Consider the following 9,144-nt stretch of genomic DNA (forward strand, 5'->3'; position numbering starts at 1 on the left):
CGCAGCTGTTCTTCAAATGCGAGAACTTCCAGGAACCCGGCGCCTTCAAGGTGCGGGGGGCGACCAATGCGGTCTTCGGGCTGACCGAGGATCAGGCGAGGAAGGGCGTGGCCACCCATTCCAGCGGCAACCATGCCTCGTGCCTCAGCTATGCCGCCATGCTTCGGGGCATTCCCTGCAACGTGGTGATGCCGCGCACCGCGCCGCAGGCCAAGAAGGACACCGTGCGCCGCTATGGCGGGGTGATCACCGAATGCGAACCCTCGACCTCCAGCCGCGAGGCGACCTTTGCGCAGGTGCAGGCGGCGACGGGCGGCGATTTCGTGCATCCCTACAACGATCCGCGGGTGATCGCCGGGCAGGGCACCTGCTCGCGCGAGTTCATCGAAGACACCGATGGTCTCGACATGGTGGTCGCCCCCATCGGTGGCGGGGGCATGATCTCGGGCACCTGCCTGACGCTTTCGACGCTGGCGCCGGAGACCAGGGTGATCGCGGCCGAGCCGGAACAGGCCGATGACGCCTATCGCAGCTTCAAGGCCGGGCATATCATCGCCGACGACGCGCCGAAGACCATCGCCGACGGGCTTCTGGTGCCGCTGAAGGACCTGACCTGGCATTTCGTGTCGAACCACGTCAGCGAAATCTACACCGCCTCGGAAGACGAGATCGTCGAGGCGATGAAGCTGACCTGGAAGCACCTGCGGGTGGTGATGGAACCCTCCAGCGCCGTGCCGCTGGCGGTGGTCCTGAAGAACGCGCAGGCCTTCCGCGGCAAGCGCGTGGGCATCATCATCACCGGCGGCAACGTCGATCTGGACAAACTCCCCTGGATGAAAGGGTAAAACCATGAACAAGCAGACGAATTTCGAAGGGTTCGAAGTGGGCTACGACATTCCGGCCCTGCCGGGAATGGCCGAGGCCGATATCCAGACGCCCTGCCTGGTGCTGGATCTGGACGCGCTGGAACGCAACATCGTCAAGATGGGCGACTATGCGAAGGCGCACGGGATGCGGCACCGGGTGCATGGCAAGATGCACAAATCGGTCGACGTGGCCAAGCTGCAGGAGCGGCTGGGCGGGTCGGTCGGGGTCTGCTGCCAGAAGGTCAGCGAGGCCGAGGTCTTCGCGCGGGGTGGAATCAAGGACATCCTCGTCTCCAACCAGGTGCGCGATCCGGCCAAGATCGACCGGCTGGCGCGGCTGCCGAAACTGGGCGCGCGGACCATCGTCTGCGTGGATGACGTGGCGAACGTGGCCGACCTGTCGGCGGCGGCGGTTCGCCATGGCACCGAACTGGAGGTCTTCGTCGAGATCGACTGCGGTGCGGGCCGCTGCGGGGTGAAGACGCCCGAAGAGGTGGTCGCCATCGCCAAGGCCGCCGCGGCGGCGCCGGGCCTGAAGTTCACCGGCATCCAGGCCTATCAGGGTGCGATGCAGCACATGGACAAGTATGAGGATCGCAAGGCCAAGCTGGATGCCGCCATCGCCCAGGTGAAAGCCTGCGTCGCTGCGCTGGAAGCGGCGGGGCTGAAGCCGGAGCTCGTTTCGGGCGGCGGCACGGGATCGTACTATTTCGAAAGCGGTTCCGGCGTCTACAACGAGCTGCAATGCGGCTCCTACGCCTTCATGGATGCCGATTACGGCCGCATTCTCGACCAGGACGGTAACCGGATCGACCGGGGCGAATGGGAGAATGCGCTCTTCATCCTGACCAGTGTCATGTCCCATGTGAAGGCCGACAAGGCGATCTGCGATGCGGGCCTGAAGGCGCAGTCGGTGGACTCGGGCCTGCCGGTGATCTTCGGGCGCGACGACGTCAAGTACATCAAGTGCAGTGATGAACACGGGGTGATCGACGATCCGGCGGGCGTGCTGAAGGTCGGCGACAAGCTGAAGCTGATCCCAGGCCACTGCGACCCGACCTGCAACGTGCATGACTGGTATGTCGGCGTCAGGAACGGCAAGGTGGAAACCGTCTGGCCGGTCTCGGCCCGCGGCAAGGCCTACTGACCATTTTCTGTCCGGAAATATCCCACGGGGGTGCGGGGGTGTGAAACCCCCGCTCCCTTCGCCTGCCACGAAGGACCGCCAGATGCTCATCGTCCCCGAGGCCCTGATCGCCTCTCTCGTCACCCCCGAAGACGCCTTCCGCGCGGTGGAGGCCTGTTTCGCCGCCATGGCGCGGGGGGAAGCCTACAATTTCCCCGTGGTGCGCGAGGCGCTGGGCGAGGGGCGGCAGTATGGCTTCAAGTCTGGTCTCGACCGGGCGGGCGGCCAGCTGGGTGTCAAGGCCGGGGGGTATTTTCCCGGCAATGCCGCAAAGGGCATGATCAATCACCAGTCCTCGGTCTTCCTCTTCGACCCCGACACCGGGCGGCCCGTCGCGATGGTCGGGGGCAACCTCCTGACCGCGCTGCGCACGGCGGCGGCCAGCGCCATCGCCATCGACCGCCTAGCGCGGAAAGAGGCGCATGTGCTGGGCATCGTCGGCGCGGGCCATCAGGCAGGGTTCCAGCTGCGCGCGGCAGCGCGGGTGCGCCGGTTCGAGCGGGTGATCGCCTGGAACCTGCACCCTGACATGCTGCCGAAGCTCGGGGCCGTCGCCGCCGAACTGGGCCTGCCCTTCGAGGCGGTGGACCTGCCCCGGATGCGCGAGGCCGAGGTGATCGTGACCATCACCTCCTCGCCCTCCGCCAGCCTGCTGGCCGATCATGTCTCGCCCGGCACGCATCTGTCCTGCATGGGGACGGACACCGTCGGCAAGCAGGAGGTGGACCCAGGCCTCGTCGCGGGGGCCTCGGTCTTCACCGACGAGGTGGCGCAGTCGATCAGCATCGGCGAGGCGCAGCACGCGGTGGGGGCGGGGATGCTGGATGCCTCGGCCATCGTGCCTATTGGCGACGTGCTCATCGGCAGACATCCGGGGCGGCGGTCCGAGGGGGAGATCACGCTTTTCGACGGGACCGGAGTCGGGTTGCAGGATCTGGCGGTGGCAGCCGTCGCGGTGCAGCGGGCACGCGAGCGGGGGCTGGGGATCGAGGTCGGGGTCTAGGGACGATTTCTTCGAAGAAATCGCACCGGAGCCTTTGAAGGCTCCGCCCCGAAGTTTTCGAAAATTCCGACGAGCCTGCCGGATTGTGACGGGCACAAGTTTTGATCAAATGCCTGTTGAACTGCCCGCAAACCCGTGGTGAGACTGGATAATCGCGGCGCGCGGGAGGGCAGGCCGATGCGGGTCTTCATCAACGGCTTCGGGCGGATCGGGCGGTCGGTGCTGAGGGCCTTCCTGCTGGCGCCGGAGCGCTGGCCGGGGCTGGAGATCGTCGGGATCAACGACATCGCCGCGCCGGAGATGTGCGGCTATCTTTTCGAATATGACAGCGTTTTCGGGCCCTGGAAGGGAAGCGTCGCGCTGGAGGGCGGGGCGCTGGTGGTGGATGGGCGGCGGGTGCCGTTGCATCGCGCGCCGGACCTGTCGGCGCTGGATCTGACGGGTGTCGACCTGGTGATGGAATGCACCGGGCGGGCCGAAGCGCGGGAGGTGGCGGAGCGGGGACTTCGTGCGGGGGCGGCGCGGGTGCTGGTCTCGGGGCCGTCCTCGGCGGCGGAGGCGACGGTGGTGCTGGGGGCGAACGACGGGGTGCTGGGGTCCCAGAAGGTCGTCTCGAACGCCTCCTGCACGACCAATGCCCTGGCCCCGCTGGCGCGGTTGATCGATGAGAACTGGGGGATCGTGACCGGGTCGATGACCACGGTGCACTGCTACACCGGCAGCCAGCCCACCGTGGATGCCCCGGCGGCGGACTATCCGAGGAGCCGGGCGGCGGCCTTGTCGATGGTGCCGACCACGACCTCCGCCGCGCGGCTTCTGGACGGGGTGCTGCCGGAGCTGGCGGGGCGGATCGTGGCGCAGGCGGTGCGGGTGCCGGTCGCCAGCGTCTCTTGCGTGGACTTCCATCTGGTGACGGAGCGGCGGCCCTCGGTGGAGGAGGTCAACGCGGCCTTCCGGGCGGCGGGAGGGGTGATCGGGGCGACGGACCGGCCGCTGGTCTCGACCGACCTGCGCGCCCGGCCCGAGTCGGTGGTGATGGCCTGCCCGGAGACGAAGCTCTCGGCCGGGGGGATGCTGCGGGTCTTTGGCTGGTACGACAATGAATGGGGTTTCTCCAACCGGATGCTGGACATGGCAGTCCGGATGGGCTGAGCTGCCCGCGCGCGGGCAGGTTTTGCGTATCAATGGTATCAAGGACTTGCCTGCGGGCGTTCACCAATTGGAAAGGTTTGGCAACATCCGTTTCCGTCGCTTCGATCAGGCCTTGCGGAAGAGGATGAGGCAGGCACCGAGGATGAGAAGCGCGACACCGAACATCGGTGCCAGCGCAATCCTTGGTGGGTCGGTCCGGTAGAGATCGACCACGAGACCGACGACCAGCTGGCTGGCGACGAGGAGCGCGATGGTCGGCGCGGCGCCGAGGGTGCGGTAGCCCGTGAGGCTGGCGAAGACGAAGAAGGTGCCGAGCACGCCCGGAACCAGCGTCACCGGCCGTATCGTCGCGATCAGCTCGCGCAGGCCCGAGGTCCCGCCCTGCCAGAGGAGGAGCAGCGACAGGAGCAGAAGCCCGACGGCGGAGTTGAGGAGGAGCGGGATCAGCAGGGTGGAGACCCGCGTGCTGGCGCTGGCCATGATCAGGTTTTGCGCGATCAGCGCGGCGCCTGCGACGACCAGCAGCAGGGAGACGAGCGCCGGCATCATCGCAGGCCCGGCGGGGTTGGCGCGTCATCCAAGGGCAGCTGAAGGAAAGTGAGGTCGAGCCAGCGACCGAATTTCATCCCGACCTGATGCAGAACCCCCGCGGGCCGGAAGCCGAGCCGTTCATGCAGGCGGATCGATCCGGTGTTGCCGGATTCGATCCCCGCCACCATCACGTGCTTGCCGATGCCCTTCGCCCGGTCGATCAGCGGCATCATCAGCGCCTTGCCGATGCCGTCGCCGCGCCGGTCGGAACGGACATAGACCGAATGTTCCACCGTGTGCCGATAGCCATCGAAGGCGCGCCAGTCGCCGAAGGAAGCATAGCCGATCACCAGGTCAGCCGCGTCGACCGCGATCAGCACCGGATAGCCAAGACGCTGCCGGTCGGCGCGCCAGGCCTTGCGGTTGGCCTCATCCACCACTTTGTCGTTCCAGATGGCGGTCGTGTTCAGCACGGCATCGTTGTAGATTTCCGCGATCCCGGCGCAGTCCCGGTCTTCTGCTTCCCTGATGCGCATGGCGAGTCGCCCCATCGTAATATTGTGGAGCATAAATCCACTATAGTGGACATTCTGTCAAGATCAGCCGCGCAGCACCAGCACCACATAGCGGCAGGGCAGCGCGGAGAGGTTGCGGAACACGCAATCGACCGGAGGGCCGAGTTCGAGGCAGTCTCCGGCCTGCATGTCATGCCGGGCCGGGCCTTCGATGAAGACGAGCGCACCTTCCAGCACCCAGATCAACTGGCGCTGGAAGGCATAGGCCGAGGCAGGCATCGCCACCTCGGTCCCTGCCAGAAGCGTGACCTCGACGAGGTCCAGCGGCAGGTCCGTGCGGGGCGAGACATGCCGCCGCAGATAGCCGGTTTCCGGGTCGGTCCAGATCGGCTGGTCGGCATGGCGCGACAGGCGGCCCTGCTGAAGTTCCGCCCGCGCCATCAACGTCGACATGCTGAGGCCGAATGCGCCGGACAGCTTGCCGAGAAGCTGGGCCGTCGGGCTGCTTTCGCCGCGTTCGACCTTGTGGATCATGGCGCGGGAGACGGCGGCACGCTCGGCCAGGTCGGTCAGGGACCAGCCGCGGCTTTCGCGTTCCGCCCGGATCCGCATGCCGATCCGCTTGTCGAGGCTGTCATCCATCGTGCTACTATAGTGGACAGAACGTCAGCTTTCAACGACTGCCGCTGCGACAGTCTTCCGCATTTGACGCGGGGGCGCCCGGCGGGCCATGCTTCACCCAGACCAGCGACCGGCGAACCGCCCGGAGGCGGCACCGGATCAGCACATCAGGAGGGGGACAGACATGCGCCTATTCACCATCCTCGGGCCGTCGGGTGCCGGAAAGACCACGCTCGTCCAGGCGCTGGCCAGCCTTGACGACAAGCGCGGCAAGGCGCTGACCGTCCCCGGCGTCGCCACGGTCAGTTCGTTCGATTTCATGGGCGAGGACTGGGCGGCGGTGGATGTGGCGGGCGGGGCGGAGAATCTGGCCTCGGTCGGCGCGGCGCTGGCGGCGTCCGACATCGCGGTGATCTGCGTGCCGGCGGATGCCGAGAGCGCGGTCCTCGCCGCCCCCTTCCTGCGGCGCGTCGAGGAGATGGGGGTGCCCGCGATCATCTTCATCAACCGGATCGACAGCGCGCAGCACCGGATCGCCGAGATCGTCAGCGCATTGCAGGCCTATTCGCGCCACCACATCGTGCTGCGCGAGGTGCCGATCCGTGAAGGCGGCACGATCACCGGCTTTGTCGATCTGGTGTCGGAGCGGGCCTGGAAGTTCGAGGAGGGCAAGCATTCCAAGCTGATCGAGATGCCGGACAGCGTGAAGGACCGCGAGGCGGCGGCGCGGGCGGAGCTTTTGGAAAGCTATGCCGATCTGGACGATCACCTGATGGAAGAGCTGATCGAGGACCAGAAACCGCTGGCCGAGGAGGTCTATGCCATCGCGGCCAAGGCCTTGCGCGACAATGCGGTGATCGAATGCTTTATCGGATCGGCCAGCAAGGGGCATGGCATCACCCGACTGATGAAATCGCTGCGCCATGACGCGCCGGGGGTCGAGGAGACGCGGGCGCGGTTCGGGGCCGGGACCGTGGCGGTGGGGGCATTGGCGGACCAGCTGAAGCATCTGGGCAAGGTGGTCCTGCTGCGCGCGCTTGAGGGGCCGGTCGGCGGCGGGGCGCGGCTGGGCGGCGGCGATGTGGGCTCGATCACCGATCTGGATGCCAAGTCGCCGGTCGGGCAGCTTCAGGCGGGGCAGATCGGGCTTGCGGTGAAGTCGGACCATCTGGCGGCGGGGCAGGCCTTCAGCCGCGACAAATGCGAGCGGCTGGCCGAGGCCGCGGCTTCGCCCTTCCGCCGGATCATCGCGCCGGGGCATGACAAGGACGACAGCCGGTTGCTGGCAGCGCTGGGCAGGCTGGCCGAGATCGACCCCGCGCTGGGGCTGGCTGCGGATGAGGGCACGGGGCGGCCGGTGCTGGCAACGCAGGGACCCCTGCACCTGCGCCGGGTGCTGGCGAAGATCGGCGGCGATTTCGCGGTGCCGGTCGGGGAAAGCCCGGTGCCGACCGCGCTGCGCGAGACGATCCTGCGCGGGACGGAGGTGCATCATCGCCACCGCAAGCAGACCGGGGGCGCGGGTCAGTTCGCCGATGTGGTGGTGGCGATCCGCCCCGAGGCGCGGGGCGCGGGCTTTGCCTTTAGCGAAACCGTGAAGGGAGGGACGGTGCCGCGCAACTACATCCCTTCCGTCGAGGAGGGCGCGCGCGACGGGCTGGCGAAGGGGCCGCTGGGGCACCCGGTCGTCGATGTCTCGGTCGAGTTGAAGGACGGCAAGTCCCATGCGGTGGACAGTTCCGACCATGCCTTCCGCACGGCGGGCAAATCGGCGATCCGCGAGGCTTTGGCCGAGGTGGGCACGGTCCTGTTGCAGCCGGTGATGAAGGTGGAGATCCAGGTGCCCTCGGTCTTCTCGGGGGCGCTGGTGCCGCTGGTGTCGGGGCTGAAGGGGCAGGTGCTGGGCTTCGAGGCGCATGAGAGCGCGGCGGGCTGGGACGTGTTCCAGCTTCTGTTGCCGATGGCGGCGGAGGATTCGCTGTTCGTGGCGCTGGCGGCGGCGACGCGGGGGACGGCCTGGTTCACCAGCACGTTCGACCATTACGAGGTAAAGAAGGACGAGGGCGGCGAGGGGGCTGGCTGATCTTCCGGATCGTCGGCCCTTCTTGCCGGATTTGGCTCGCGCCAAATCCGGCCGCGCCTGCCTGTCCCTGGCAGGCGCGTTACCGCGCCCGCCCAGCCAGGCACGGCCGGATTGACAGCAAGAGGTCTTGCGGCACCCCCCTTGCCCTGCGGCTTGCGCCTTCGGGCAACGGACCGATGGACCTGTTCACTGAACAGTCCATCAGACGGTCCGGGAAGAGGTCGGCGGGGAACGCGATTGCCCCTTAGTCCAGCCCGTCGTCGGGGATGTTCAGCACGGTGCCGCAGGCCTTGCAATGCACCGCATCGTGGTCATGGCGGCGGAGCCCGCAGACCGGGCAGGGGAACCAGGCCTTGGGCGGGCGCAGGACGACCTGGATCAGCCGCAGGAACAGGCTGATGCCGCAGATCATGATGGTGACGGACAGAAGCTTGCCCGCGGTGCCGACCAGCGTCACGTCGCCGAAGCCGGTGGTCGAGAGCGTGGTGACGGTGAAGTAGAGCGCGTCGACATAGTTGGTGATGTCGTGGTTCCGGCCGGCCTGGGTCTGATAGACCAGCGCGGTCATCGCGAAGATGAAGATCACCAGGTTCAGCGCGGCCCTGACGGCGGATTCGTTGCGGCGGAAGCCGGGAATGTCGTCGCGCAACTGGTCGAGCGTCTGCGGCGAGTGGAAGACGCGGTAGAGCCTCAGCACCCGGAGAAAGGCCAGCCCCTCGCCCCAGATCGGGAAGAGGAGCGAGACGATGACTAGAAGGTCGGCCAGACCCCAGAAGCTGAACAGCTCGCGCAGCGGGCGGCGCGAGATGAATTGCCGGGCGAGGAGGTCGGCGAGGAAGACGAGGCCGATGGCCAGGTCGATCCAGCCGTGCTGCGCCCCGCGCGGGAAGAAGGACGAGGCGACGAGCCAGCTGACGGTGAGCAGGTCGAAGGCGAGGAGCAGGTAGCGGAAGCGGTCGCCGACCTCGCCCGCGCCTTCGTAAAGCGCCCGCAGACGGGAGCGGAGTCTGGCTTCGGTCATGGCCTGGTGCCCCTGTTGCCCGTGCCGAGCTTAGACGGCGGCGCGGGGGCTGTCAGGGGGGAAAGGGCCGGGAGCGATGCCCCCGGCCATGCCCGTCAGTGTTCGGCCTTCGAGGCGGCGGCCTTGATCTCTTCGGTCGCGTCGGCGGCGCCGTTGAAGAAGGCGT

At 67.4% G+C, this 9,144-nt stretch carries 9 protein-coding genes; 5 read left to right on the forward strand and 4 right to left on the reverse strand.

The window, feature by feature from the left end:
* The 4 genes from V7Q39_RS16470 to V7Q39_RS16485 form a co-directional block, all read left to right on the forward strand.
* Positions 1-845 (forward strand): pyridoxal-phosphate dependent enzyme (locus tag V7Q39_RS16470; RefSeq protein WP_333817702.1); only part of this gene is annotated, 845 nt, incomplete at its 5' end.
* A gap of 4 nt (positions 846-849) precedes the next feature.
* Positions 850-2,013, forward strand: a complete 1,164-nt coding sequence (bhcC, locus tag V7Q39_RS16475) for a 3-hydroxy-D-aspartate aldolase BhcC (RefSeq protein ID WP_333817703.1) — start codon at positions 850-852, stop codon at positions 2,011-2,013.
* 82 nt (positions 2,014-2,095) lie between these two features.
* Positions 2,096-3,055 (forward strand): iminosuccinate reductase BhcD, encoded by a 960-nt coding sequence (gene bhcD, locus V7Q39_RS16480; RefSeq protein WP_333817704.1) that lies wholly within the window; start codon positions 2,096-2,098, stop codon positions 3,053-3,055.
* A gap of 177 nt (positions 3,056-3,232) precedes the next feature.
* Positions 3,233-4,207, forward strand: coding sequence for a type I glyceraldehyde-3-phosphate dehydrogenase (locus tag V7Q39_RS16485; protein WP_333817705.1), 975 nt, complete (start codon positions 3,233-3,235; stop codon positions 4,205-4,207).
* 105 nt (positions 4,208-4,312) lie between these two features.
* On the opposite strand, the gene V7Q39_RS16490 is transcribed toward V7Q39_RS16485, so the two are convergent.
* From V7Q39_RS16490 to V7Q39_RS16500, 3 genes are all read right to left on the reverse strand, one after another.
* On the reverse strand, positions 4,313-4,753 hold the full coding sequence (locus V7Q39_RS16490; RefSeq protein ID WP_333817706.1) for a DMT family transporter: 441 nt from the start codon (positions 4,751-4,753) through the stop codon (positions 4,313-4,315).
* Complete coding sequence (locus V7Q39_RS16495) at positions 4,753-5,274, reverse strand: GNAT family N-acetyltransferase (protein WP_333817707.1); 522 nt, start codon at positions 5,272-5,274, stop codon at positions 4,753-4,755. Before V7Q39_RS16495 ends, V7Q39_RS16490 begins: the two co-directional genes overlap by 1 nt.
* A 63-nt stretch (positions 5,275-5,337) precedes the next feature.
* Positions 5,338-5,895 carry a helix-turn-helix domain-containing protein gene (locus V7Q39_RS16500; protein ID WP_333817708.1) on the reverse strand — a complete coding sequence of 186 codons (558 nt, stop codon included), beginning with the start codon at positions 5,893-5,895 and terminating at the stop codon, positions 5,338-5,340.
* 163 nt (positions 5,896-6,058) lie between these two features.
* On the opposite strand from V7Q39_RS16500, the gene V7Q39_RS16505 reads away from it, so the two are divergent.
* Positions 6,059-7,957: an elongation factor G gene (locus V7Q39_RS16505; RefSeq protein ID WP_333817709.1), complete on the forward strand. Its 1,899-nt coding sequence runs from the start codon at positions 6,059-6,061 to the stop codon at positions 7,955-7,957.
* 244 nt (positions 7,958-8,201) lie between these two features.
* Here the strand turns inward: V7Q39_RS16505 and V7Q39_RS16510 are convergent, their stop codons facing one another.
* On the reverse strand, positions 8,202-8,978 hold the full coding sequence (locus V7Q39_RS16510) for a potassium channel family protein (RefSeq protein WP_333817710.1): 777 nt from the start codon (positions 8,976-8,978) through the stop codon (positions 8,202-8,204).
* Positions 8,979-9,144: the final 166 nt, after the last annotated feature.

The organism is Tabrizicola sp. (assembly GCF_036781545.1).
Taxonomy (GTDB): domain Bacteria; phylum Pseudomonadota; class Alphaproteobacteria; order Rhodobacterales; family Rhodobacteraceae; genus Tabrizicola.

Coding starts and splice junctions, on each gene's coding strand:
- V7Q39_RS16485 (WP_333817705.1), top strand. CDS start 3,233: ATGCGGGTCTTCATCAACGGCTTCGGGCGGATCGGGCGGTCGGTGCTG.
- V7Q39_RS16510 (WP_333817710.1), bottom strand. CDS start 8,978: ATGACCGAAGCCAGACTCCGCTCCCGTCTGCGGGCGCTTTACGAAGGC.
- V7Q39_RS16490 (WP_333817706.1), bottom strand. CDS start 4,753: ATGCCGGCGCTCGTCTCCCTGCTGCTGGTCGTCGCAGGCGCCGCGCTG.
- bhcD (WP_333817704.1), top strand. CDS start 2,096: ATGCTCATCGTCCCCGAGGCCCTGATCGCCTCTCTCGTCACCCCCGAA.
- V7Q39_RS16495 (WP_333817707.1), bottom strand. CDS start 5,274: ATGCGCATCAGGGAAGCAGAAGACCGGGACTGCGCCGGGATCGCGGAA.
- V7Q39_RS16505 (WP_333817709.1), top strand. CDS start 6,059: ATGCGCCTATTCACCATCCTCGGGCCGTCGGGTGCCGGAAAGACCACG.
- V7Q39_RS16500 (WP_333817708.1), bottom strand. CDS start 5,895: ATGGATGACAGCCTCGACAAGCGGATCGGCATGCGGATCCGGGCGGAA.
- bhcC (WP_333817703.1), top strand. CDS start 850: ATGAACAAGCAGACGAATTTCGAAGGGTTCGAAGTGGGCTACGACATT.